Here is a 22,311-nt window from a genome sequence, read left to right as displayed (position 1 = left end):
CCACATCGTCAGTAAACTCACGACCATTGACTGATAGTGGCTGTGCGCGCTCATCTTGATTAAATGCATCGCGCACATAGGCTGCCGTCGACACGGTTTGTGCTTCAACCGTAATCATGACATCACCGGTATCACTGAACTCACCGTCAGAGACGCTGTAACTGAACATCGCGGTGCCGGTATACTCCATTGGCGGCGTGTAGTTAAAAGAACCATCTGGGCTGACCGAAAGCTCACCGACGTCGACTTCTGAAGCCAACGAATAGGTCAATTCGTCGCCGTTGCCGTCGAAGCCTTTCAATTGCTCCATTAGCGTGGTATCCGCCTCGACCCTGTAATTAGCGTCACGCGCAGCGGGCGGCAAGTTGTCATCGCTGTCACCACCGCAACTGGCAAGAAGCACCGTAGCGGCTGCGAGCGAGAGTGTATGTAGTTTCTTCATCATGTATCCCTCCTCAGCTTACTGGTTTGGTGAACCTGCAATGGGGGTTTTTAAATAAGGGAATTGCGTATCCACGTAGCTCGCGTCGATTGGCGCGCCATCGGTAAACGGTACGTTACCCACGGGTGCCTGATCGGGCGTACAGAATCCGAGGTTGGTGGGCTCGCCGTTGACTGGGATGTCGTGGCAAAGCGCTCCCATGACGACACGCAAAGCAATATCAACCACGTCATCTCCTGGGCGACGTCCATTTGGGAAGCCTGCTAAATCATCCCCGGCTACGCCAAAGGCGGACTGTTGGTCGGCCGGTGTCGCTGGAATAGCAGTATTCAAACGCAACATCTCGGAAGCGGTAACGGTCGCTTGTTGGTTGACCCCTTCAAAACCGGTCAAGAACGCGGCAACGAGATCGGTACGCGGATAATTACTCGGTGCGAGTGAATCGATGTTGGTTCCTAAAGTGGCGTTCACCGGCTCGTTGAACAATACATCTAAAATGACCGGTAACGTCGGGTGTGTCACATAGTCGGCAAATTGACCATCGTCGCTGGGGTGTGCTGAGTTAAAGGTGTCTTTATCGTCGATACCAATAACGAGTTCATTCACCAGTGGCGCACCTAAACGTGAGACCTGCACTAACGCACCGCCGTTCACTTCGGGCTTTTCGAAGTTCGCATTTGGGTTTTGCAGACGCGCTTGGGGCACATGGGCAGTGGTCCATGCTCCTACGACACCATTACCGTTGCCAGTGACACAACTTTTCGGTAACTCAAGTGCGATAGTATTCACATTTTTGTCTGCTAAATCGTCATTAGCATCACTTTGTTCGATACCGCCCGGAAAGGCGCCCGCTTCGATAGGCACATAGTTGACCAAATCAAAGGTCTCACCCAGATTAACTACGAACGGGTCTTTGCGTTGACCGACAAATAAACGGCCGGGCGCAGAACAGTTGGGGATATTGATCTCGTAAACATATTGGTTGGCATAATCAGAGTAGCCAGAGGCACTGCCAAAGGTTTTCTCACCCACAAATGCAATGGGCTTGGTGAACGATTCAGCGCCGCCCGTCGAGGTTACCGGCGACGACATCCCCGACATTTGGCCACCGCTAACGACATTAACGCTGTACTGTTCGTTAAAGTTAAGTGCGCTTTGGTCCATTGCCGAAACTTGTCCGATAAACTTCAGCGGTACGCTGACATTTTTATCGCCCACTGGCAGCTTAACGCCCCCATTAGGCAGGGTGTGGTCGAAGCGAAACTCAAAGGTTAAATCCTCTTGAGCGTCACCGTCGCTGTCAAAATGGATCGCGTAGACGGCGGCTGGATCCATGGCAAAGTAGTTTGGACCGCCATAAGCATCCTGTAAGGGTACATAGTTGGCTATGGCAGTGATGTAATCTTCGCGCCCTGGTTCATAACTGTTAAACAGATAAAAGTCAGTGGAATCAAGCGCAGGAAAGCGCGAAATATTCGGTGCCTCGCGGTGGCTCGACGCATTCGCATCTAGGCTGGTTACCACACCTACGGCCGATACGGTTAGAGCGACAGCGCCGGCAAGCGCTGAGTGTTTAAATGCTGTGTTTTTCATAACAACCCTCTCTGGTTTTTATAGGTATTCATCACCTATCCGAACCAGAGAGGGCTTTGGATGCAAAAAATCTAAATTTTTTTTACAAAGTTATAATATCTGTTGTGTAGAGGACCGGCCCCGTAGGCGCTCCGGTCGTGGAACCGCCTGTTGGCTCTAGGCTGACTGCAAGCGCTCCGACGCGAGCTAACTGAAATTCAGCCGGTGGATTCAATGCCGTTGGCTGTGTTGATTCGGGTAACAAACCGAGTGACACCGGCGCGCTCCCATCCTTCGGCAACATCCAAAGCTCGTAGTCTTTATCAGTACGTGCTTCAACGTTCGCCTGAGCGGTGGCTTGAATTTTGTCGGGCTTCACATTGAGTACCCACAACGTACGTTGCTGTTCGCTTTGAATCAGCGCGATACGTTCACTCGGAGGCGCCTCGGGTGTTTGGGTTTGTAGTTGCACAACCACGATCATCAGTACCGCGGCGGTGGCTGCCGCCAAACCACCAAATAGACGCCAAAAAGGAGCGCTATTTTGGGATGGCTTAAATAATGTTTGCTGTATCTTTTGCCAAACTTGAGGTCGGGGCTTCATCGGGCTCAGTTGCTCGGTAAGTCCATTAAGATGCTGTTCCCAAAGCGTCACTTGCTGAGCAATGCGCGAGTGCTGGCTAATGAGGTAACGAAAGCGAACGCGTGCCTGGCCTCGCATGAGACCGATAACATAGCGGTGAGCGAGGGTATCGATCAGTGTATCATTTTGGTAATTCATGATTGCAAACACCTCTTCAAGCTATCTAAGCCACGACGTATCCAACTTTTGATTGAGCCTAAGGCTTCACCGAGATAATCGCTGACTTCGCGGTGGCTCAAACCGTATAAAAACGCAAGGTGAATAGACTGTCGCTGTGTACCGTCTAGATCCGACATGCAATTTTCCAGCTTATCGGCATCGGGCGCTGCTGTTGGGAGGCTGTCGCTGGCGCGTTGATCGAGTAATTGCTCGATATCTTTGCTGGTAAATGGTTGGCGATTTGCGTTTCGCAGCATATCGATTGCGCGGTAGCGCACCATACTGGTTATCCAGCACATAACCGACCCCGCATCACTGCGGTAATCCGAGGCGGCATGCCAAATTTTTAAATAAGTATCTTGAAGTGCTTCTTCTGCGAGCGCACGTTCCCTAAGAATTGCGTAGCTCACGCTCATTAGCTTTGGGGACGTAGCTTGATAAAATCGCTCAAACGCAGAGCTGTCGCCCAGCGCGATGCGATGCAACGCGTGTGAAAGTTCGTATTCAGTCATATATGCCCAATTGTATTTAACATTCAAATAACAACATAGCAAAGAATCAACCCAAAAGCCCGCGGTAGGTCGCGCCTTTGGCGCGACATGCAGATCCCCCCCGTGCGCCGATGGTGGATATGAACACCATCGTAGGTCGCGCCTTTGGCGCGACATCAGATTTGCCCCGTGCGCCGATGGTGGATACCGCCACCATCGTAGGTCGCGCCTTTGGCGCGACACACGGATCGCCCCGTGCGCAAAATGCGCACGCTACGCCGGTGTGGTGGACATTACCGGCATCGTCCCGTGCGCCGATGGTGGATATCACCGCCACCGTAGGTCGCGCATTATGCGCGACATCAGATTTGCCCCGTGCGCAAAATGCGCACGCTACGTCGTGTTTTTTATTTCATGGTACACTTCTTCGCGGTGAACGGGCACTTCTTTCGGTGCTTCGATGCCCAATGTGACCTGCCTTTCTGTCGCGTTAACCACAATAATTTTGATTTCGTCATTGATAATCAGTGATTCACCAATTTTTCGGCTTAATATCAGCATAGCCACCTAAAAGTTGAATGTTTGTTTTATCACTATATGCAAGATCACGTTATAAGTTTACGACTATATGAGTAAAAAGCGGTTAATGTGTCAACTGACGTCAAACAACGCCTAACAGTAAACTACGAGGTATGTTTCATCAAAGTCACACGACTAAATGTTGACTTAACCCGACAAAAACAGGTGCGAAAGATTCGTTTTCGGTTTATAAAATAAAAATCAGGCACTGATGCCGTGTTTGTAGTGAGATTTTTGAATTGAAGCCATACCAATTTACTCGCAGCGGGTTACGCACGCTTAAATCCTTTATCGATAAAGGTACTGGCAGCGGCTGAACTAGAACAAGCACCGGTTAAGTCGGATCGATCTCAAGGTCGTTTGCTGGTGGTCGAAGATGAGGACTTGCTACTTGAAACAACGGCTAAAACATTAATGCGTTTCGGCCATGAAGTCGCGACTGCTCGGGATGGTCAAGAAGCACTGGCTATCCTCGCAGAGGACGATCAGTTCGATGTAGTGTTTTCCGACGTGGTGATGCCCGGTGGGGTCTCTGGTTTTGATTTGAAGCGCCATTGTGATACCCACTATCCGCACCTAACAGTGTTGTTAACCAGTGGCTATAACGACTTTTCCAACCATGAAGCGGTCGATGTTCTGACCAAGCCTTACACCCATGATCAGCTCATTCAGCTGATTAATAGGCATTTACTAAGTTAATAGACCCGTGAGTGGTTGGGGTTTCAGTGCAAGCAGCATGGTCTGAATATGGGCGATACTGCTCGCATTAAAGGTCTCAGCCTCAACCTGTAGCAGTCCCGCTGAAGCACTGTTGAATGCAAAAACGCGCTGACAAATGTCGGCAATGTCTACATGTGACGCCCGATGTTGGAGTGTGAGTAAAACCGCTTTGTCCGATAAGCGCGTGAGCGTATCCCAAGGACGAATACGTTGACTTAACGCTTCCATGGAGCTGATTTCAGCGCCTGGGTGCGCAAACGTAACGCGAATCAGCGTCACGTTAAGATTCAGATCACGAGCGATATCGGTGATGCGATTAAGTCGTTTGAATGAAAATGCCAAGCTGGTTTGTTCACTTTCTCGCGGAATTAATGAGTGGGCTATGTCAAATTCTACAAGCCGAGCTAGCTGTGACAGGGTGCGGTACTCCCGCTGACTCAGTTGATGCGGTTGCGAATTCATCACGCAAACGGACCCAATAAATAGATTGTTAGCACTCCAAAATGGAAAGCCAGCGTAAAAGCGCACCCGCTCACGCATGGATGATAGCATTCCTTTAGTCACCTCGGGGAGTTGCCTTAAGTCTTCAAATACAGTGATATCGTTATTGTTCATCACATGTAGACAAAGACTATTTTCAACCGCAACGCACTCAACATTAAGGCCAATAGGGGCTTTTAAATAGACCGTGCGTTTCTCGAGTAACGACACGAGCACGATTTCAAACCCCAGAAATTCATGAATAAACTCGGTGACATAACCAAATCGCACTGAGTCATTGGCTGCGAGTGTATCAAACACACGGGTTCGCCGCGCTGTTTCATTGCTGAGTTTGCGCAGGTACCAATGCTCGGCTTGGGCGGCTGACATGGGTTTAGCGTGATAGAATCCCTGTACCTGTTGGCATCCGAGTGATTTCAGCTTATCAATGGTTTCATAGTCTTCTGCCCCTTCCGCGACGACTTGTAAATTGAGCGATTGTGCGAGCTCAATCGTTGTGCGCGTAATCTGGTGAGATTCATGGGACTGCGTTAGGGTATTGATAATGCCGACAGATTAATCGCCATGGTGATCGCCGAGTTACCACTGACTGACTGTAATCGAGCTAACCAAGCGAGTGATTCGCGTATCGTAAAATAGGTCAGGGTATCGATGACACCCGTTGCTTCAGCTTTGGGTATAAACAGGTCCGGTGGTATTAATCCGTAATCGGGTCGCTCCCAACGCAATAGGCACTCAAAACCGACCACTTCATCGGTGATGAGATTCAACTTGGGTTGATATACACAGTAAAATTGATGTCGTGAGAGTGCGAACTTGATGTCGACGGCATCAAATTGAGCTGCGCGGTTGCCTGATGGGGGCGTCCGGTCGGTTTGACGACGCTTAAGCTCAAGCATCGCCAATAAGGCGTCTTTAAAAAACGGTTTAGTGAGCGTGCCTAAGACCCATAGTCCTTGTTCTTGTGCCGCGATGGCTGCCGACTTTAGTAGGCTGGACTCACCGCCGCTCATAATGATAATCGGCAGCTTACACTTCATCCGAGCTAACATCATGATGACTTGTTCACCGTTCATTTCGGGCATCACAAGATCGATGATGAGGTGAGAAAAACGACCGCTTGCCACCCAACCAAAAAACTCGCTCGGCTGAGTAGTGAATTCAGATTCATAGTGGCATTCGCCCAGCATACGCACGACGGTTTCGCCAATAAAGACTTGGTCATCAAGAATCAATACGCGGTCCGTTAGTGCGTGAGACATAGCCACATAAACTCCCTATTAAGATAATCTGATAATAGAGCGGGCTTTGCCTTTACGGTATTCGTGGAAATACCGATTTTTAGTCGTGCGTTTCGGCTAGAGCGAAGTACTGGGCCAAGGTCGCCACTGAGTTAATGTCGAGTTTAGTAAAAATATTCGACTTATGGGCCTCTGCGGTACGCGGACTGATAAAAAGCGTGTCAGCGACTTTTTGTGCTGAGAACCCTTGGGCGGCGAGCTTCGCCACATCGCGTTCGCGTTTGGAGAGCTTACTTATCTGTTCTGTTGCCTCTTTGACACGTTGACGCTGTACTTGGGTCGCCGAAAAAGCATCAATGGCTTGTTGTACCGTCTTGATGAGGGTGGTTATAGATACCGGTTTTTGTAATAACGTATACGCGCCCTGGGTCAGTGCCTGTACGGTATGGGGAACATCTGCCGTGCCCGAATATACAATAATCGGCAAGCTCATACCGAGTTTGGCTAAACGGCTTTGTACTTCCAGCCCATGCATATCGGGTAGGCTTAAATCCAATACTAATGCCGAATGCTCTGCCAACGTGTGCTGCTCCAAGTGCGTAAGGTATTCGTTTGCCGTCGAAAAACATGCAACGGCATAATCTTGCTGTTCAAAAGCCAACATCAATGACTCTTGAATGAGCTCATCATCGTCCACGATGTACACGGTCTGCTGCATGATTAATTGCAGGTGTTCGACATATTTTTAGCAAGTATACAACATCGATGCAACATCCCCTAAAGATTTTAAAAAATAGGTATTTTCATGAGTAGGACAAGTGCACTGTGCTCAGTACTATTGCCTAGCATACGAAATGGGGCAAATCCTATGATGATTAGACGCATTCTATTTTTAGTGGTTTTAAGTGGTGGTATCGCTGCGGTGATTATTACTGCGCCGTTAACTTCGGCATTGGTTCTCATGCTGGCAGGGGTCGCGTTGGTGTCACTCTTTTGGCTGATGGAACAGGACAGTATCAACCGCTTGCAGCACGTTGAGCGAATAAAGCAACTGCAAGAAGAGAACCAGGCTTTAAGGGCGGTTCAAATCAGTGACGATGCACTTAAAGGTTATGAGACTGGATTGTCAGAAGCGTTGGGCTACATGCTGAGTACGCTCGAGGCCTGTCAGACGGATATTGACACTTCAGGTAACTCGTTAAGCGCAAACTTTGCACAAATACATCAGCTTTTATCTGATGTTTCTGACTCTATTGATGAATCGTCGGTCAACGATAGGCATCAAACCATTACGCAAGTATTGCGCGGATTATCCAGTGCGTTTAGCGATCTTTGGCACAAGCTTGAACAGGCTTCACAGCACGAACATCAGGTCATTGACGCACTCGCGGGGATCGATAGTCGGCTTGCCTCTTTATCGAGCTCATCCTCCGAAGTGACCAAAATTGCTGAGCAAATTAATCTCTTGGCGCTTAATGCAGCCATTGAAGCGGCACGCGCGGGCGATGCCGGACGTGGCTTCTCGGTTGTCGCTGATGAAGTGCGCGTTTTGGCGAACCGCTCGGCACAAGTGGGTGAGAGTATCGACCACTCGGTATCTGAGTTTTCGAGCACGATATATAGCCTGAGCTCGATGGTGCGTGCTGAATTTGCCGCCGCGCGAGACAGTCGCGAACTGCTGAAAGCCAAATTGGAAGGGTTGTTGACGGATGTAAAAAGCGGCCTTACCAGCATGGATAATGACACACAGGTGTTATTGGATTGCCAGAGTCAAATCGATAGTACTATCGCCGATGTCACATACCACTTGCAGTTTCAGGATCGCGTGAGCCAGATCCTCGCTCATTTTAACCAGCTTTCAAGGGCTACGAGCGACAGACAGTATCAACAGCTCAATGACCCGTCTGGTTAATGGGTCGGCCGAGCAAGCGCGAAAGTCGGCGCGCCTAGAGCGGGATATGCAAGAGCTTGCGAGTCTTGCCAAAAGCTTTATTTTGGAACGCAACGCAACGCAACGGCGATGCAGCAGCTCAAAAATGATATTTTGACCAAAGCCGCAAGTATGGAGCAGCGAGCTGCAAGTATAAAACCATTGCTGTCTGCAGAAGAGCTCAATGAGTTCACGGTGATTGAGCAAAGTCTCACTCGTTACCGCGCGATAGTTGATCAAGTCATGTCACTTTCTCTGCTTAACTCGAACGTGCGTGCGCGTGCAATTTCTAATGAACAAATCAGTCCTTTAGTCGATGAGTTACAAGGTGGTATTAGCCAACTCAACCTTACACTTGAGCAACAACGGGTGCTGTTAGTGACGTTGGGTGATATTCAGGCGCTTCAGAAAGAGGTGATCTTGGCACAACAACAATCGACCATGGTTCGTCTACAAAGCCGTATTGATGATAACTTGCAACAAATCATGATGTTGCTTCGTTCGCTCCCAGAGAGTGCGGCGGTCAAGCAATACACGGATAAACTGAATGGCCTGGAAGGTCACTTACAACAGTTAGCCACAACTAGCCAAGAAAACGGCAATAACCGTGCCTTTGATTTATTGACAGGCGAGGGCGCGCAGATACTTGCTGAGGCACAGACTCAATTAGCACAGTTAGTAACCAGTAGTAACGATAAGATGACGCGTGCGGTAGCACAGACGGATGCTGATTATCAGCAAACCCGGGCGGTATTACTCACGTCGGTCATTATTGCCATTATTCTGGGTGTGATCGCGGCTGCAATTGTGGTTCTGCGCGTTAACGAGGTCAGCCGAATCGCACAAATTATTGGCAACGGTAACCTTAATCAGAACTTTTCTAATGCAGCGAGTGACTCCGACATATATGGCGTGCTTCGTAATATGAATCATCGCTTGCGCGGTATTGTTGGCGAAGTGAAAGAGTCGGCGGGTAACGTGTCGTCGGGTTCGATTCAGTTATCAAGTACTAGCCAGCAGGTGGCGCAAGGGGCAACCGAACAAGCGGCTTCACTGGAGGAGATATCGTCTTCGATGGAGCAAATGACCGCAAATATTGGTCATAGCGCCGACAATGCTAAACAAACTGAGCAAATCGCGCGCCAAACAAATCTCTTGGCATTAAACGCGGCGATTGAAGCTGCACGTGCTGGCGAACACGGCAAAGGTTTTACGGTTGTGGCGGCCGAGGTGCGTAAGTTGGCCGAGCGGAGCCAGGTTGCGGCCGGCGAGATCGTGGAAGAATCACGCAATAGCTTGGAAGTGTCCGAACGTGCCGGTGAGATGTTAACTGCGTTAGTCCCTAATATCACTAAAACCTCGGACCTGATTCAAGACATTAGCGCGTCGGCACTCGAGCAAGATAAGGGCGCTAGCGAAATCAATAAAGCCCTGCAGCAGTTGGATGAAGTGGTACAACAGTCGGCGGCTGCGGCAGAAGAACTGGCGGCCACGGCAGAAGAGCTGTCTGCGCAAGCTGAGCAAATGAACTCAGCGATGGAGTTCTTTGTTGTTGACGAACAAGCTCGTGGTCAACACGCGGTCGCAAAAAAGCAACCGAGCGCGAGTAAAAAGGCAAATTCGACGGGGAGTAAAAAGTCTGCTGCTGAGCCGCGTGCGAAGCAAGAGCCTGGGTTTGCCATTGACTTAAGCGACGACACCGAGTTTGTGCGTTATTAATGGGAGGCAATATGTCTGCAGTGAAACAGATTCTCTCATTTATCCTGCATGAAGAGCATTTTGGTTTGACGATAAGTCATATTCAGGAAGTACTGGAGTACCGTCGTGTTACGGCGGTACCACGTACACCGGCGTTTTTATTGGGCGTTACCAATTTGCGTGGACAAGTGGTGCCGGTGGTTGATCTGCGCGCTTTGTTTGGTCTGGAGCAACAGCCGCTGACCATTGATAGTTGTATCATTATTGTGGATATCGCGTTGGGAGACGAGCAGGTGGCTGTTGGTCTACTCGCGGATCGGGTGTGTGAAGTCATGGAAATTGATGAGGCGTGTTTGAACAAGCCGCCGCGTTTAGGCAATCAGATTAATACGGATTATATCGAGGCGATCGCGCGCCAAGAGGATGACTTTATTATTCTTCTTGATTTAGCGCGCGTATTTTCCGGTGATGAGATTAGTGCGGTCACGCAAGCCGTGCAGTTGATGGGAGCGGGCGTGGATGAGTCTAGCGAAGTCGACAGCTGATACGTTGACACCGACCGCGCATCAAAAGCTGGCGCGTTTTATCGATACACAGGTGGGTATTCAATTACCGGCCCACAAAAAGAGCTTGATCGAAGCGCGTCTTAGAAAACTTCAAGCACGCAGTGAGGCGCGCAGTCTGAGTGATTATATCGACTATGTGACTGAACGTGGCACACAGGATGACGTGCTGAGTATGATTGATGCATTGACCACCAATAAAACGGGCTTTTTTCGTGAACCCGCGCACTTCAAAGTGCTGACGGATCAGCTTCCGCGACTGGTGCAAAAGGGACGACCCTTGCGTATTTGGAGTGCCGGCTGCTCCTCTGGTGAAGAGCCGTACACCATTGCAATGGTGATGGAGGAGTTTGCTCGCCAGCATGGTGATGTGGACTATCAAATTACCGCAACGGATATCTCGAAAGAGTGTTTGTTTAAAGCCCAGCGGGGGATTTATCCAAGTGCTCGAATAGAGCCCGTATCGGAGACATTACGCAAGCGTTACTTACTTCGCAGTAAAGATTCGAGCAAGCAACTTATTAAGGTGTCGGACGCGCTGCGACGTCGAGTTAGCTTTAGTGACTTTAACTTTATTACGGGTGATTTTAGTCAATTTAAACTCTTTGACGTGATTTTTTGTCGCAACGTGATGATTTACTTTGACGCGGCACAGCGCGCTCGGTTGCTCAACCTATTTCGTCAACAACTGGTCATGGGAGGCGTGTTCTTTCTTGGTTTATCGGAGGGGATATCCGCTGAGCGCAACCAATTTGAGCAGTTAAGCCCCAGTGCTTATAAGCGAGTTATTTAATGGCTGGATCAATTAAAGTACTTATCGTTGATGACTCGGCGCTGGTACGACGGACACTTAGCGAAATTTTAGCCGAACATACGGATATCGACATTGTCGGGACGGCAACCGAACCTTTTGCTGCGGTTGATATTATTCGTCATTGTGTACCGGATGTGATCATTTTAGATGTTGAAATGCCGCGCATGGACGGTTTGACGTTTTTACGAAAAATCATGGCGCAACGGCCTATCCCGGTGGTGATCTGTTCGACGCTTGTAGGTGACAACAATGAGACACACATGCGAGCGCTTGAGTATGGTGCTGTCGAAATTATTCAGAAGCCAACGCTCAATACACAACAGTTTTTGCGTGATGCTAAGGTTCGTTTTATTGATGCGGTACGCGCCGCTGCCAAGGCGGATTTGAGAAAGCTCAAGCGACAAGCCGCCGCACCAGCGGTCAAAGCCACCTTTAAACCACGCAGTGCTGCGATGGCAAAAACGACGGAAAAAGTAATTGTGGTTGGGGCTTCAACCGGAGGTACTGAGGCGATTAAACGTTTCTTGGAGGCGATGCCGCTCGACTGCCCAGCGATCGTGATCGTGCAACACATGCCCGAAAACTTCACTCGTAGTTTTGCGCAGCGGATGAACCAGTTGTGTGGCATTGCGGTTAAAGAGGCGGCACATGGGGATTCGCTATTGCGAGGTCATGCGCTGATTGCACCGGGTAACTTTCATATGACCGTGGCTCGAAGCGGTGCCCGCTATCATGTGGATGTAAAACAGGGACCGCTAGTATCGCGTCATCGGCCATCGGTTGATGTGCTGTTTCGTTCGGCCGCGCAGTACTTGGGAGCGAATGGGGTTGGTGTGATTTTAACCGGGATGGGCAATGATGGGGCTGCGGGACTGTTGGCGATGCGCCAAGCGGGTGCGATGACCTTTGGTCAGGATGAAGCCAGCAGCGTGGTGTATGGCATGCCTAAAGCAGCTAATGACTTAGGTGCTGTCGCCAAAGAGTTACCGCTGGCACAGTTGCCGCAAGCGGTTTTGAATGTCTGCTAGTCAAGGAGTGAAGACCATGAACATTAAGCAAGAAGTGATACATAGTGGCGAGCTGGTTTTTGGTCGAGGCCCTCGTAAGATTGCTACTTTACTGGGTTCCTGTGTGGCTACCGTGTTATGGCATCCGCAATCGGGGTACGGAGGCATGTGCCATTTTGTGTTGCCAACACAACCGACTAATGAGCCAGACAATGCGCCGGCACGCTATTGCGATAAAGCAATGGCATTATTTGCTCAGTTGGCAGAGGAACGGAATTTAAAACTTAGTCAGTTCGACGGGCGCATTTTTGGCGGTGGTCAACTGACCGCCGGTGAGCGCATGCGCAGCGTTTTAGGCGAAGAACAGCTACGCCCAGTGGGGCAAAAAAATGCTACGGCAGCCTTTCAGGCATTACTTGCGTATGGGGTCAACATTAAGGAAGCGGATGTAGGCGAGTTCGGTTATCGAAAAGTGCGTTTGAACTTACTGAATGGTGAGTGTGAAGTGCAGTTCGAGGCCTGTTGAGGCCTCGAACTGAATAACGTTAACGAACGATCACATTGCGTCGTGCTAAAAAGTCGAGTAACCAACCATGCCCCTCGACTGACTTCGAGATACGAATGACGGTGCCGTCGGCGAACTTCAAAATATAACGACCGGTTAATGATGAAAAACGCGCACTTTTAAGCTCACTCCATTGACCACTTTGCGGCTTACGCCAGGGGGTGGAGTAGCTTATTGTTCGCTCATCAAATGAACCTTTGACTAATATCGACTCAGCGATTAAATAACCGAGCAAGAGAACGGCCAATACTAAAAGACCAATACCGATACCACTGTCGGTGACAAAGGCTTCAGTCACCGAGCTCATGTTCACGATCGCCAAAATGACCACGAGGATGAGTAAACCAAGAATAACGTTCGAAACGAGGCCTGAACGGAGCTCTCCATACTTAACGCTATAACGTCGTTGGTGCGCAATAGCATGGAGTAGTGGCGTGCAGGCTATTAGGAGCAACGCAGTAATTATTAGTATCATTGTAACATACCCAGTGTGCAAGCAACGAGAAAACGATCCAGTAGAGAAAGCTCTACTAGTCAAAGGGTGAACTAATATACATAGCACACTTTACTATAGCAAACATTAAAAAAAAGACTCGCTATATAAAGTGCTATAAAACACAAGTGGACGTCAAAGGTCGTCAAGTTCTTGAGTTTAGGTTCTGTAAACGCCTGCTCGTTGACTTGTCGCGTTATGGCAATGATGGTATTTTGTCACGCCTTAAAATTGCTGTCGGTGGCTAGAATGAATCAAGATGCACGGGAATTCGCCTTTGAATCGTAAACTGATCCTACTTGTAGCGATTGTGACGTTATTAGGTGTTTGGTTAGTTGATGACCCTCACCCGTCATTCCAATCCGCATCTATTCCCCAACCGATCACGCCTTTTTCTGCCGAGCTTGACGCCGATTATGGGCAAGTTCCCACCAATACGATCCGTGGCTCACGTTCGGGGACGCTAGTGACATTAGCCCCGGGTCAGAACCTCACGACCTTGCTGGGTAAACAGGGTATTTCGCAACGACAGGTTGCGTTATTGGCGATGGCGGCTGAATCTGTGATTGACTTAGGACGGCTGCAAGTCGGTGTCAATATTGCGGTCGCACAGCCCGCTCCGGGTCAACATCGTATTCGTTTGGCGCGTGAGTATGGCGAGCTGGTGCAAGCCACTTATATTGATGGTCAGTGGCATGTCGAGCTATTGCATGTGCCAACCGAGCAATTGGCCGAAGAGCATGACTTGGTGATCCACAATAGCCTATATCAAGATGCCGAACAAAATGGAATACCTAATGGTGTGATCAACAGCTCAGTGATGGCGCTTTCGCATTTCGTTGATTTTCAGCGCCAGGTGCAGCCCGGCGATTTGATGGAAGTGCGCTTTGAACGCACGGAGGTGGTGAGTTTTAAACCGCTTTTCAGCCATTTACAAAACCCGCTACTACTGACTTATTTGCGGTTTACTAATGCTGGAGAGGACTATCGTTTAATTCGCTACAAGGGCTCGTTTTATTTCCCCGATGGCCGTTTAGCACAGAGTTTCTTGTTGAAAACACCTCTTAATGGTGCGCGTCTATCATCGTATTATGGTAATCGTCATCATCCCGTGTTGGGCTACGATAGGATGCACAAAGGGATTGATTTTAGTGCCCCTATTGGCACCCCTATCATGGCTGCGGGTCGCGGCGTGGTTAAGCGCGCGAGTCGATACGGTAGTTTTGGTAATGCGGTGGTCATCGATCACGGTGATGGTTATGAGACTTTATACGCGCATCTGAATGGTTTTGCTGAAGGGCTCAAACCCGGTGACCACGTTCAACAAGGGGATGTGATTGGCTATTTAGGTAGAACCGGTCTCTCCGCGGGGCGACATTTGCATTACGAAGTACATCGTCATGGCCGCGCTATAAATCCCCTCGATATCAAAGCACCGGCTCAAGCGCGGTTACAAGGTTCCGCGCTTGAGGGCTTCAAGCAACAGCTGGCACAACTTAAATCTTCTGACAGTCAATTGGCCAGCTTGACGCCTTAGTAAGCGCCATCGCTGTAGGTTAACCGAGTACTTCAGTATAAAACTCTACCGCTTTATCGAGATCGGGAACAGACAATCCAATATGTGAGAAAGTTCTGGGAAATACGTTGCTCATTATTACCTCATTCATCGATTACCACAGCCTGTGGCTGAACCCATCTACTGTGTAACGCGCAAAGGTCCGCAGCTGCCTAGTCGTATTTCGCGCGTGGTGCGCCATATTGAAAGAAGTTTACAACGCTAAATAAGGGTGATACCCGCATTCGTTTGGTTATTTGTTGGTTGTTTATTTCCGCTCTGGTTACCTGCGTTGCTCCTCTCGACCGTTAAAGTCGCGAGCGGTATTATAGCTTGGGTGCCACGGTGCGTGCGAAAAATAATACTGCTGCGGCGATATTAAAGCGTGCTGACGAAAATCTTTACAGCGTCAAGAAGGCTGGACGTAACCGTGTTGTATTGCGCTAGATTTTTGCTCGGTGGATAATGCGACCTCGCTTTTCTAAAAGGAGAATGTTGTGCAACTAACTGTAACGGCCCTGGTAACCACTTTAAGTCTAACTTTATTGAGTGCCTGTAGTACAAAGCCAAACCACGAGGTAAGCTCGGCGTCGGCCGTTTTGCCTCCGTCAGTAAAGTGGCAAACGCAAAGCAAAGAATACCCACTCATCACTCGAGCCATATACCGAGACGCAGCGTTACAGCTTATGCAGCGTGAGCTACCGACAAACTGGGTTGTGGTGATGGATGTCGACGAGACGGTGCTGGATAACAGCGGTTATCAAGCGATGCTGAGTCAATCGGGGCAATCGTACTCGACAGCAAGCTGGAATCAGTGGGTCAAAAGTAAACAGGCGAAACTGGTGCCAGGAGCGAGTGACTTTATTACGTCCGTGGTGAGCGCGGGAGGCAAAGTCGCGTTGGTTACCAATAGAAACAAGCAATTGGATAGTTATACTTGGCAAAATCTTGAAGCCATGGGCTTGCCGATTAACACTGACAATACGTGCCTGATGGGGCGTAGCCAAGCGGACAAGGACGCGGTCGATGGTCAGCAGATTGTGAATGACAAAGATCTGCGTCGCCAACAGCTAATGACCGGCGATGTTGATTGTTATAACCCTTCTGATGAGGCGGTCGCCGAATGGTCACAGCCGCATAACATCGTGATGCAAGTAGGCGACAATATTGAAGATATTGCGCAAACTACGCAAGCGTCTGCGGATCCGAGCGCCTTATTGCCTCGCTTTGGCAAGGATATCGTTATTTTACCTAATCCGATGTACGGCTCGTGGTAGGTCGCGCATTACGCGCGACTCTGTCGTTTAATCGATAACGCGCAGTGAACGATATTCATCATATGCAAACTGGTCGGTCATACCGCTAATATAATCTTGAATTAAGCGACAGCGATAGTAGCGTTCCCAAAGTGGCGAGACGTCGGCATCGGTTGCTTTGACATAAGCGCGCACGTGTTTACCTGATAGTTTATGACATAAACGGCTTGCTAGTGGGTAAGCGCGTTGTATTTTAGCCTCTTCACGCACCAGCCCTTGAAAGTCTTCCGTAGAGAGTTTGAGTAACGGGGCATAGATATCGAGTAAGCCGAGAATAATGGTATGACCGCGTAGCTCCTGTTGCTCGACTTCGGGTTGATTAAATACTCGTTTGAGGGCGAGGTTTTGCAGCGCTTCGCTAAGCCGGTGAGCAGAGCTGTCATCCTCCAGTAAAGCCTGATTAAAGTGACCATCAACTACAGCGTCAAAGTTGTCGATAAAGCGCTGCGCAGCGTGATTGACCAATATATTATGGATGTAGACGCGTAGCCAGATAAAAAACTGATTATCGGTATCAATGCTATCGTTTGCCGCGTATTGGTTGGCTTTTTTTAAAATGTCGTTTACTGAAATCGCTTTACCGTTGTACAAAAGTTCGGCTTGGTCGGGGTCGCCGCCTAAGCGGCTGAAGTGTTCTCGAATGCCTTCGGCAACTTGTTCGCGGTTAAGAACGTGTTTTTCGACGGCATCCTCAAGATCCGCGATGCCGTAAGAGATATCGTCGGCCGCCTCCATTATGTAGCTTAGGAAGTGGCGGTGCCCTTGAGGAAGCTCGAGCACCTGATAGAGATCTTTAATAAGTTGTTGCTCTGCTAAGTAATAGCCGGGCTTTTTGCCCAAATAACTCAATGGGTCATTTTTACTGGGCTTCGGCTGGCTCGCTAAGCGTGTGTATTTTAAAACCGCCGCGATCTGGGTGTACGTCAGATTTAGACCCATGAGTGAGTGAATTAAACGAATCGCCTGGGCGTTACCTTCGAAACTCTGCAATTCATTTTTAATATCGGCGGCATCCGGTTCATCGAAATTGGCAAATAGTTCATCATTATGCGTCGCAAACCAGCTACTGATTGCTGCCTCGCCAAAGTGACCAAAAGGCGGATTGCCGATATCGTGCATGATACACGCCATTTCGACACAGCTCTCCATCACTCGAAATAGTTCATGGGGTGAAGAGCCTTGTTCTGTTAACGTCTCAAAGTGGCCACCTTGTTTGAGCCGCTCACCTATCTCGCGCGTAATATAACGCCCATTTTGTTGGACCTCGAGTGAGTGCGTTAAACGGCTACGTACCGCTGCGTTGCGTTCTAGCGGAAAAACTTGTGTTTTCTGTTGCAAACGGCGTACCGCCGCCGAATTAATAATCCGACCGCGATCACTTTCGGCTGCAATGACCCAGTTCCCCGCGTGGCGGGAGTAGGGGCGGTCGGCTTTCATTCGGGTGACGAGACGGGCTAAATTCACGGTGACTCCGCAGTTAAACGACTAAAGCCCCGTTTTATCAGCCCGCTTAACGCGAAGCAAGCATCGATGATTAGTTGCATACGTCCTCTACCAGCGCTTTTAGACGTTTGATACGTTTTGCATCACCTTCACTTTCCGCTTTGGCAAGGTCGATTTGTGCTTGTTGGCAGGCTTCAGATTTATCTGTTTTCATCCGCTCGAGTTCATCTTTTTGGTACTGATCCATGCCTTCGAAACCGTTGTATTCATCTCGAGACTCGACCGAGCGGTCTTTTTGATATGGCTCAGCTTGATGGCTTTCGCAAGCTGATAGACTGGCGAGCAGTGCAAATACGAAGATGACTTTTTTCATTGGACGTCCTTGATTTTGTAATCTTGTTCCTACAATATGGATGATTGTTATTTTAATGTAAACACGATCTGGTTGCTCGCTCAACTATTTACGCGATGTTTACAATGGTCTGTGTGATTACAACAATAATAATGTCGTATGTTGAATTTAAAAATTTTAATGGTCGCGCTTAATGCGATAAAAGGCGAGCTGATGCTCGTTTCTGTAGCGCTGTGCTGCGTACTTACTCTGAGTGTCTACCCTTTACCACTGATTACTTTCATGATTTTGCTGCCTGTTTTAACGGCGGTCACCCTCGCGGCTTACATTTCTGTTAATATATTTTTGCTTCGACGTAAGTTGATTAAGCAAAACCTCTATCAATTGTTTTTAGCGCAAAGCGAACATGAACGAGGTGAAGAAATCGCGGGTTACTTTAAAGGCTATTAATTTAGGGCTGTTAGTGATGATGGCTTGTGGAGAGGTGGTATGGCTGACCAGGAAAAGGGTGCGTGGGTAAAACGTGCTTTGTTTGAACTATTTGTTGTTTGTTTTCCGTTGATTATTTTTGGCATGGTGGTGCTGGCCGATGGGTCTTTCCCAACGATGGCGGGCTACATGTTGGTGCAGTTGATAACGCTCATCGGCTATATTCTATTTAAAAATAAGTCGACTGCTCGTGAACACGAGTAGGAGGCGAGTGAGTTAAAGTAACTTTAAAATAACCTTTTACTCATTGTAATAATTTTTGTTATAAAGGCATCAGTCGCAGTTTTAAACGTATGCTTCAAAATAATCGAAACTTGGGTGAGCATTTGGTGCCGGTGTGAAGAAACAGCAGTACATAGTTAGTATCATCATTTTTATTGTCTACATGCTCGCCGTGATACAAGCGACTGATATCATCGTCGGTTTGTTAAAAGAGCGCGAGCAGACCAAACAAAACGAGCGGCTACGCGAAGTGGTCTCGTTGGCAAAATCAAAGTTAGAAGCCGAACTTTTTCGCGATGTCTTCTTGGCCGATAGCCTCGCCACCGTTATCACCATTGACCCCCCAGATTGCGATTGAAAATTGGACCTCGCTTGGTAAAAAATTAATGGGTAAGTCGACTCATGTTCGGAACGTGGGTATTGCGCCTAATGACGTCATTTTATTGAATTACCCACCCAAAGGTAACGAGAAAGCGATAGGGCTTGATTTTAGAACCGTACCTAAACAGTACCGAACGGTGCTTAAGGCGCGCCAATTACAAGACGTGTTTCTATCTGGGCCATTGGAGTTGGTGCAAGGTGGGATGGCGGTGATTGCTCGATTCCCCGTTTTCAACGACTATCCCCAAAATAAGGACTATTGGGGCAGTATCAGTGTTGTTATCGACTACCAATCGCTCATGCGCGTGTCGGGCTTTTCTGCGTTGTCTAACGCGCCTATTGCTATTCGAGGTGTTGATGCAGAGGGGGACAACGGCGAGGTGTTTTTTGGCGACAAGCAGATTTTTCAAAATGCCGACTTCACAACCTCGATTAATATCCCTAATGGTGAATGGATTGTCGGGGCCCAGTTTGATCGCGGTGTTCCTTTAAATCTCTCTCGACAGCTGTTGGCACTGCGTATTGGTTTGATTTCACTGGGTTTACTGATTTTCGCCGCCGTTTTTGCCTTATGGCGTTCATATCGCGTGGTGCGTCGATTTGCGCACGAGGATGAACTGACCGGCTTGTATAACCGTCGATATACGATGAACCACCTAAATCAGCTGACTGCAGACAGTTATAAACGTCAGTCGTTTGCCGTATTGAATATCGATTTAAATGGTTTTAAAGCAGTCAATGATACCTACGGGCATGAAGCAGGCGATCAATTGCTTAAGTTGGTCGCTAACGAAATTTTGAATGGCGTGCGTATGACCGATGTAGTTGCAAGAGTTGGGGGCGATGAATTTATTGTAATTATGCATCGTGTAAAGCATGAGGATAGCGCACAACGTCTCGCTGATTGCTTGCGCCAAAAAATTGAACATCGCGTTTTACATTGGGGCACGGCGACGATTCAACCCTCACTGAGTATTGGCGTAGCTGTTTTTAATGCATCCGAACACACAGTTAAAGATGTTTTGATTCGCGCTGATGAAGCGATGTATCGGGACAAAGCTCAGCAACGAACCTCTTAGTCATTTTCATCTGATTTGAAGTTGCCCTGACTCTTGCCAAGCCCCGCGCTGATTGTCAATTGCAGGGCGTCAGCCGGCTTCATATCGATCGATTGAACGCACTCTTTTGGCACCATAATCATATAGCCACCGACGTTGTAAGCCATTGGTAGGAATACGGCAACGTGGTCGTCTGGCATGATATTCACTAACTTATCGTTATTGTCCTTGGCTTTTTTATCACTGCGTTTGGTGACGATACCGAGCAGTTGCATTTTACTGCCCGGCATCGTCACTAGCACGACCGACTCATCGGCAAAGTCTTTGCCCTGCATCATATCGAACACATCGTTAATGGTGCCGTATAAGTTGCGCAGGAGGGGTAACTTATTCATCAACTTGCCTGGTAATTGCCAAATAGACTGCAAAAACGACCATTGCGAGGTAAAGCCAATGAGTACTGCAAGTAATAGAAAGCTAGCGAACGCGAGCCCCGGAAAGTAATAGCTCTCGCCTAACAAGGCTTTCCAAATCGGACTCAACCATGTCTCCACTGTGACGAGCAACCAACGCGCTAACATGATGGTGACAATAATCGGTAGCAAAATGGCTAACCCTTTGAGGAGGAATTGGAAAATACGTTTCATAATTGGGTGACTTCCTTAATTTGTAGACCATTCGATACTAATGGCTAATCAAAATCGTTCGTTATACGTAGTACACTGACACTACTTAGCTCGTTTTGGCAAATATTAAGGTGTAAATATGACACAGATTGCATTTTTAGGTTTGGGTGCGATGGGTATTCGCATGGCGCAGCATCTCATTGATGCCGGACATTCTCTGACGGTTTGGAACCGCACTGAATCCCGAGCTGAGCCGTTGCTTGAACAAGGCGCGCAATGGGCTGATACACCGGCTGAGGCAGCACAAGGCGCCGAACTCGTGATTGCGATGGTGCGCGATGATGATGCATCGGCGGCAGTTTGGTTGGATGAGCAAACCGGCGCTTTTAAAGGCATGGATAAGGATGCGATTGCGATTGAGAGCTCTACCTTGTCAGTGGATTGGGTAAAAGAGCTGGCACAGCACGCTCAACAACGAGGTAAACAGCTAATTGAGGCGCCCGTATCAGGCTCGCGTCCGCAGGCACAGAATGCAGAGTTAGTCTATTTAGTGGGCGGTGATGCCCATTTGGTAAAACGTGCCGAGCCGGTGTTATCACTGATGGGTAAAAAAGTGAATCACACCGGTGAGATGGGCTCTGGCGCGCTTGCCAAATTAGTGACTAACACCTTAATGGGTATTCAAGTAACGACGATTGCAGAGTTGATTGGCATGCTGAAGCGACAAGGGCAAGACCCGGATGCGATCCTCGAGGCGGTATCGACGACACCGGTATGGAGCAAAACCGCAGGTATCGTGCGCAAATCCATGGTAAGCGAAGCGTATGCTCCTCAGTTTCCGGTTGATTTGATTGAAAAAGATCTAGGCTATTGTTTGCAAGCAGCCGACCAAGTGGCGCCCATGACCTCAGCAGCACGCACGGTGTTTAATGAGGCGCAAGAGCAACAGTTGGGCGAATGGAACATGACGGTGGTCGCCAAGCTGTATGAATAACAGGTGTACCGGCGACTTCGGTTAAGAAGTCGCTGGTTTTTTCTGCAACGCCCAACTTTGCCATATCAGTGGCGCAACAATCATCGCTGAGCCAATGTAGAAGTTTAGCCCTGGCTGTTCAGCGAAGAACACCATACCAATCGCAACGGCGCCAATCAGGCCTGTATATTCGGCGCTGGTGACTTTTGCGCTATCGACCGCCCGATAAGCGTAGATACAGGTAGCAGCATAAATCATGATAAACAGTGTTGAGCCGGTGGCAAATAACATACGTTGCCATTCAAACACTGCACCTTCCCAAATTGCCATCGCGATCCCGACTGGAAGCCCCAGCAGATTGGTTAGGAACAAGGTCTGTAAAATACCGTGCTCGCGCGGTAGCTTCTTGATCAGTAGGTTATTAACGGCCAAGCTCCCCGCCACCAGTAACGCCGCGACGGCAAATGGGTTAAATTCA

General features: G+C 48.8%; 27 protein-coding genes and 3 pseudogenes. 16 read left to right on the top strand and 14 right to left on the bottom strand.

Features of this window, described 5'->3' with window-relative positions; genetic code table 11:
• The 4 genes from ABNS04_RS09900 to ABNS04_RS09885 form a co-directional block, all read right to left on the bottom strand.
• Positions 1–445, bottom strand: a 445-nt coding sequence (locus ABNS04_RS09900) for an Ig-like domain-containing protein (protein WP_348671404.1), incomplete at its 3' end; no start/stop codon positions are given.
• A 15-nt stretch (positions 446–460) separates the two neighbouring features.
• On the bottom strand, positions 461–2,035 hold the full coding sequence (locus ABNS04_RS09895; RefSeq protein ID WP_272977806.1) for a DUF4331 domain-containing protein: 1,575 nt from the start codon (positions 2,033–2,035) through the stop codon (positions 461–463).
• A gap of 82 nt (positions 2,036–2,117) precedes the next feature.
• The gene (locus ABNS04_RS09890; RefSeq protein ID WP_272977805.1) at positions 2,118–2,795 is read right to left on the bottom strand and encodes an anti-sigma factor; all 678 of its coding nucleotides are present in this window, start codon (positions 2,793–2,795) and stop codon (positions 2,118–2,120) included.
• A complete protein-coding gene (locus tag ABNS04_RS09885) occupies positions 2,792–3,328 on the bottom strand; it encodes a sigma-70 family RNA polymerase sigma factor (protein WP_272977804.1) in 537 nt (178 codons plus the stop codon). The genes ABNS04_RS09890 and ABNS04_RS09885 overlap by 4 nt, the downstream gene beginning before the upstream one ends.
• Positions 3,329–3,405: 77 nt before the next feature.
• Here ABNS04_RS09885 and ABNS04_RS09880 point away from each other — a divergent pair, with 77 nt between their 5' ends.
• Positions 3,406–3,780: a hypothetical protein gene (locus tag ABNS04_RS09880; RefSeq protein ID WP_348671406.1), complete on the top strand. Its 375-nt coding sequence runs from the start codon at positions 3,406–3,408 to the stop codon at positions 3,778–3,780.
• Here ABNS04_RS09880 and csrA read toward each other — a convergent pair.
• The gene (csrA, locus tag ABNS04_RS09875; RefSeq protein ID WP_006955013.1) at positions 3,701–3,868 is read right to left on the bottom strand and encodes a carbon storage regulator CsrA; all 168 of its coding nucleotides are present in this window, start codon (positions 3,866–3,868) and stop codon (positions 3,701–3,703) included. The genes ABNS04_RS09880 and csrA overlap by 80 nt on opposite strands.
• A 384-nt stretch (positions 3,869–4,252) precedes the next feature.
• Here csrA and ABNS04_RS09870 point away from each other — a divergent pair, with 384 nt between their 5' ends.
• Positions 4,253–4,585: a response regulator gene (locus ABNS04_RS09870; RefSeq protein WP_348671403.1), complete on the top strand. Its 333-nt coding sequence runs from the start codon at positions 4,253–4,255 to the stop codon at positions 4,583–4,585.
• Here the strand turns inward: ABNS04_RS09870 and ABNS04_RS09865 are convergent.
• From ABNS04_RS09865 to ABNS04_RS09855, 3 genes are all read right to left on the bottom strand, one after another.
• Entirely contained in the window at positions 4,577–5,476 is a 900-nt protein-coding gene (locus ABNS04_RS09865) for a hypothetical protein (RefSeq protein ID WP_348671402.1), read from the bottom strand. The two genes, ABNS04_RS09870 and ABNS04_RS09865, sit on opposite strands and share 9 nt — an antisense overlap.
• Before the next feature lie 161 nt (positions 5,477–5,637).
• Positions 5,638–6,369, bottom strand: coding sequence for an EAL domain-containing response regulator (locus ABNS04_RS09860; RefSeq protein WP_272978788.1), 732 nt, complete (start codon positions 6,367–6,369; stop codon positions 5,638–5,640).
• A gap of 79 nt (positions 6,370–6,448) precedes the next feature.
• Positions 6,449–7,066 (bottom strand): response regulator, encoded by a 618-nt coding sequence (locus tag ABNS04_RS09855; RefSeq protein ID WP_272978789.1) that lies wholly within the window; start codon positions 7,064–7,066, stop codon positions 6,449–6,451.
• Positions 7,067–7,153: 87 nt separating this feature from the next.
• Between ABNS04_RS09855 and ABNS04_RS09850 the strand changes: the two genes are divergently transcribed.
• From ABNS04_RS09850 to ABNS04_RS09820, 7 genes and pseudogenes are all read left to right on the top strand, one after another.
• Positions 7,154–8,260, top strand: a complete 1,107-nt coding sequence (locus ABNS04_RS09850) for a methyl-accepting chemotaxis protein (protein ID WP_348671400.1) — start codon at positions 7,154–7,156, stop codon at positions 8,258–8,260.
• An 87-nt stretch (positions 8,261–8,347) separates the two neighbouring features.
• Positions 8,348–8,614, top strand: a pseudogene (locus tag ABNS04_RS09845) (MCP four helix bundle domain-containing protein); the annotation flags it as partial.
• Positions 8,615–8,719: 105 nt separating this feature from the next.
• On the top strand, positions 8,720–9,997 hold the full coding sequence (locus tag ABNS04_RS09840; protein ID WP_337878019.1) for a methyl-accepting chemotaxis protein: 1,278 nt from the start codon (positions 8,720–8,722) through the stop codon (positions 9,995–9,997).
• Between the two features lie 11 nt (positions 9,998–10,008).
• Positions 10,009–10,521, top strand: coding sequence for a chemotaxis protein CheW (locus ABNS04_RS09835; RefSeq protein WP_006955021.1), 513 nt, complete (start codon positions 10,009–10,011; stop codon positions 10,519–10,521).
• The gene (locus ABNS04_RS09830; RefSeq protein ID WP_272978231.1) at positions 10,496–11,332 is read left to right on the top strand and encodes a CheR family methyltransferase; all 837 of its coding nucleotides are present in this window, start codon (positions 10,496–10,498) and stop codon (positions 11,330–11,332) included. The genes ABNS04_RS09835 and ABNS04_RS09830 overlap by 26 nt, the downstream gene beginning before the upstream one ends.
• On the top strand, positions 11,332–12,381 hold the full coding sequence (locus ABNS04_RS09825; RefSeq protein ID WP_272978230.1) for a chemotaxis response regulator protein-glutamate methylesterase: 1,050 nt from the start codon (positions 11,332–11,334) through the stop codon (positions 12,379–12,381). The genes ABNS04_RS09830 and ABNS04_RS09825 overlap by 1 nt, the downstream gene beginning before the upstream one ends.
• Positions 12,382–12,397: 16 nt before the next feature.
• The gene (locus ABNS04_RS09820; RefSeq protein ID WP_272978229.1) at positions 12,398–12,886 is read left to right on the top strand and encodes a chemotaxis protein CheD; all 489 of its coding nucleotides are present in this window, start codon (positions 12,398–12,400) and stop codon (positions 12,884–12,886) included.
• 19 nt (positions 12,887–12,905) lie between these two features.
• Here ABNS04_RS09820 and ABNS04_RS09815 read toward each other — a convergent pair whose 3' ends face one another.
• A complete protein-coding gene (locus ABNS04_RS09815) occupies positions 12,906–13,232 on the bottom strand; it encodes a hypothetical protein (protein WP_272978228.1) in 327 nt (108 codons plus the stop codon).
• Positions 13,233–13,695: 463 nt separating this feature from the next.
• Here ABNS04_RS09815 and ABNS04_RS09810 point away from each other — a divergent pair, with 463 nt between their 5' ends.
• Positions 13,696–14,955 carry a M23 family metallopeptidase gene (locus ABNS04_RS09810; RefSeq protein WP_272978227.1) on the top strand — a complete coding sequence of 420 codons (1,260 nt, stop codon included), beginning with the start codon at positions 13,696–13,698 and terminating at the stop codon, positions 14,953–14,955.
• 22 nt (positions 14,956–14,977) lie between these two features.
• Here the strand turns inward: ABNS04_RS09810 and ABNS04_RS09805 are convergent.
• A pseudogene (locus tag ABNS04_RS09805) lies at positions 14,978–15,070 on the bottom strand (VOC family protein); the annotation flags it as partial.
• Between the two features lie 400 nt (positions 15,071–15,470).
• Here ABNS04_RS09805 and ABNS04_RS09800 point away from each other — a divergent pair.
• On the top strand, positions 15,471–16,250 hold the full coding sequence (locus tag ABNS04_RS09800) for an HAD family acid phosphatase (RefSeq protein WP_272978226.1): 780 nt from the start codon (positions 15,471–15,473) through the stop codon (positions 16,248–16,250).
• Positions 16,251–16,277: 27 nt separating this feature from the next.
• Here ABNS04_RS09800 and dgt read toward each other — a convergent pair whose 3' ends face one another.
• Positions 16,278–17,753, bottom strand: coding sequence for a dGTPase (gene dgt / locus ABNS04_RS09795; RefSeq protein WP_348671396.1), 1,476 nt, complete (start codon positions 17,751–17,753; stop codon positions 16,278–16,280).
• 70 nt (positions 17,754–17,823) lie between these two features.
• Positions 17,824–18,105 (bottom strand): hypothetical protein, encoded by a 282-nt coding sequence (locus tag ABNS04_RS09790; RefSeq protein ID WP_006955031.1) that lies wholly within the window; start codon positions 18,103–18,105, stop codon positions 17,824–17,826.
• Between the two features lie 138 nt (positions 18,106–18,243).
• Here ABNS04_RS09790 and ABNS04_RS09785 point away from each other — a divergent pair, with 138 nt between their 5' ends.
• From ABNS04_RS09785 to ABNS04_RS09770, 4 genes are all read left to right on the top strand, one after another.
• Positions 18,244–18,534, top strand: a complete 291-nt coding sequence (locus ABNS04_RS09785; protein WP_006955032.1) for a hypothetical protein — start codon at positions 18,244–18,246, stop codon at positions 18,532–18,534.
• Between the two features lie 39 nt (positions 18,535–18,573).
• Complete coding sequence (locus ABNS04_RS09780) at positions 18,574–18,777, top strand: hypothetical protein (protein WP_006955033.1); 204 nt, start codon at positions 18,574–18,576, stop codon at positions 18,775–18,777.
• A 133-nt stretch (positions 18,778–18,910) separates the two neighbouring features.
• The gene (locus tag ABNS04_RS09775) at positions 18,911–19,153 is read left to right on the top strand and encodes a hypothetical protein (protein ID WP_272978224.1); all 243 of its coding nucleotides are present in this window, start codon (positions 18,911–18,913) and stop codon (positions 19,151–19,153) included.
• 28 nt (positions 19,154–19,181) lie between these two features.
• Entirely contained in the window at positions 19,182–20,255 is a 1,074-nt protein-coding gene (locus ABNS04_RS09770) for a diguanylate cyclase (protein ID WP_272978223.1), read from the top strand.
• On the opposite strand, the gene ABNS04_RS09765 is transcribed toward ABNS04_RS09770, so the two are convergent.
• A complete protein-coding gene (locus ABNS04_RS09765; protein ID WP_272978222.1) occupies positions 20,252–20,881 on the bottom strand; it encodes a DUF502 domain-containing protein in 630 nt (209 codons plus the stop codon). The genes ABNS04_RS09770 and ABNS04_RS09765 overlap by 4 nt on opposite strands.
• A gap of 118 nt (positions 20,882–20,999) precedes the next feature.
• Here ABNS04_RS09765 and ABNS04_RS09760 point away from each other — a divergent pair, with 118 nt between their 5' ends.
• The gene (locus ABNS04_RS09760) at positions 21,000–21,854 is read left to right on the top strand and encodes an NAD(P)-dependent oxidoreductase (RefSeq protein WP_272978221.1); all 855 of its coding nucleotides are present in this window, start codon (positions 21,000–21,002) and stop codon (positions 21,852–21,854) included.
• A gap of 21 nt (positions 21,855–21,875) precedes the next feature.
• On the opposite strand, the pseudogene ABNS04_RS09755 reads toward ABNS04_RS09760, so the two are convergent.
• A pseudogene (locus tag ABNS04_RS09755) lies at positions 21,876–22,311 on the bottom strand (EamA family transporter); the annotation flags it as partial.

The organism is uncultured Idiomarina sp., from assembly GCF_964010655.1.
GTDB classification, from domain to species: domain Bacteria; phylum Pseudomonadota; class Gammaproteobacteria; order Enterobacterales; family Alteromonadaceae; genus Idiomarina; species Idiomarina baltica.
Note: the sequence above shows the minus strand (reverse complement) of the source record. Positions and strands in the feature narration are given on the sequence as shown.

Coding starts and splice junctions, on each gene's coding strand:
- ABNS04_RS09895 (WP_272977806.1), bottom strand. CDS start 2,035: ATGAAAAACACAGCATTTAAACACTCAGCGCTTGCCGGCGCTGTCGCT.
- ABNS04_RS09890 (WP_272977805.1), bottom strand. CDS start 2,795: ATGAATTACCAAAATGATACACTGATCGATACCCTCGCTCACCGCTAT.
- ABNS04_RS09885 (WP_272977804.1), bottom strand. CDS start 3,328: ATGACTGAATACGAACTTTCACACGCGTTGCATCGCATCGCGCTGGGC.
- csrA (WP_006955013.1), bottom strand. CDS start 3,868: ATGCTGATATTAAGCCGAAAAATTGGTGAATCACTGATTATCAATGAC.
- ABNS04_RS09865 (WP_348671402.1), bottom strand. CDS start 5,476: ATGTCAGCCGCCCAAGCCGAGCATTGGTACCTGCGCAAACTCAGCAAT.
- ABNS04_RS09860 (WP_272978788.1), bottom strand. CDS start 6,369: ATGTCTCACGCACTAACGGACCGCGTATTGATTCTTGATGACCAAGTC.
- ABNS04_RS09855 (WP_272978789.1), bottom strand. CDS start 7,066: ATGCAGCAGACCGTGTACATCGTGGACGATGATGAGCTCATTCAAGAG.
- ABNS04_RS09850 (WP_348671400.1), top strand. CDS start 7,154: ATGAGTAGGACAAGTGCACTGTGCTCAGTACTATTGCCTAGCATACGA.
- ABNS04_RS09840 (WP_337878019.1), top strand. CDS start 8,720: ATGGTTCGTCTACAAAGCCGTATTGATGATAACTTGCAACAAATCATG.
- ABNS04_RS09835 (WP_006955021.1), top strand. CDS start 10,009: ATGTCTGCAGTGAAACAGATTCTCTCATTTATCCTGCATGAAGAGCAT.
- ABNS04_RS09830 (WP_272978231.1), top strand. CDS start 10,496: ATGAGTCTAGCGAAGTCGACAGCTGATACGTTGACACCGACCGCGCAT.
- ABNS04_RS09825 (WP_272978230.1), top strand. CDS start 11,332: ATGGCTGGATCAATTAAAGTACTTATCGTTGATGACTCGGCGCTGGTA.
- ABNS04_RS09820 (WP_272978229.1), top strand. CDS start 12,398: ATGAACATTAAGCAAGAAGTGATACATAGTGGCGAGCTGGTTTTTGGT.
- ABNS04_RS09815 (WP_272978228.1), bottom strand. CDS start 13,232: ATGAGCTCGGTGACTGAAGCCTTTGTCACCGACAGTGGTATCGGTATT.
- ABNS04_RS09790 (WP_006955031.1), bottom strand. CDS start 18,105: ATGAAAAAAGTCATCTTCGTATTTGCACTGCTCGCCAGTCTATCAGCT.
- ABNS04_RS09785 (WP_006955032.1), top strand. CDS start 18,244: ATGTTGAATTTAAAAATTTTAATGGTCGCGCTTAATGCGATAAAAGGC.
- ABNS04_RS09780 (WP_006955033.1), top strand. CDS start 18,574: ATGGCTGACCAGGAAAAGGGTGCGTGGGTAAAACGTGCTTTGTTTGAA.
- ABNS04_RS09770 (WP_272978223.1), top strand. CDS start 19,182: ATGGGTAAGTCGACTCATGTTCGGAACGTGGGTATTGCGCCTAATGAC.
- ABNS04_RS09765 (WP_272978222.1), bottom strand. CDS start 20,881: ATGAAACGTATTTTCCAATTCCTCCTCAAAGGGTTAGCCATTTTGCTA.
- ABNS04_RS09760 (WP_272978221.1), top strand. CDS start 21,000: ATGACACAGATTGCATTTTTAGGTTTGGGTGCGATGGGTATTCGCATG.